Annotated in this window: 1 pseudogene; it reads right to left on the bottom strand. The window is 64.9% G+C overall.

Features of this window, described 5'->3' with window-relative positions:
- A pseudogene (locus tag G5A07_RS21395) lies at positions 1-203 on the bottom strand (arsenate reductase (glutaredoxin)); the annotation flags it as partial.
- Between the last annotated feature and the right edge of the window lie 59 nt (positions 204-262).

Here is a 262-nt window from a genome sequence, read left to right as displayed (position 1 = left end):
GCCTTGTATTCGTCCTCCCCGGTCCGCAGCAACTGGCGGGCGGGAATGCCGAGCTTGGCCAGGATCGCTTTCAGCTCGGCGGCGCTCGGCGGGGTTTCCAGATAGCGCACCACCTGCGGTTGCAGGCCGCGGGCTTCGAGCAGTTCGAGCGCTGCGCGGGATTTCGAGCAGCGCGGATTGTGCAACAGGATCAGTTCGCTCATGTCAGGGGTCGCATGGCCGGTGAAGTGACGGCTATTCTAACCGCCTCGTCGACCAGGAC

The organism is Stenotrophomonas sp. AS012628 (assembly GCF_010608305.1).
GTDB classification, from domain to species: domain Bacteria; phylum Pseudomonadota; class Gammaproteobacteria; order Xanthomonadales; family Xanthomonadaceae; genus Stenotrophomonas; species Stenotrophomonas geniculata.
Note: the sequence above shows the minus strand (reverse complement) of the source record. Positions and strands in the feature narration are given on the sequence as shown.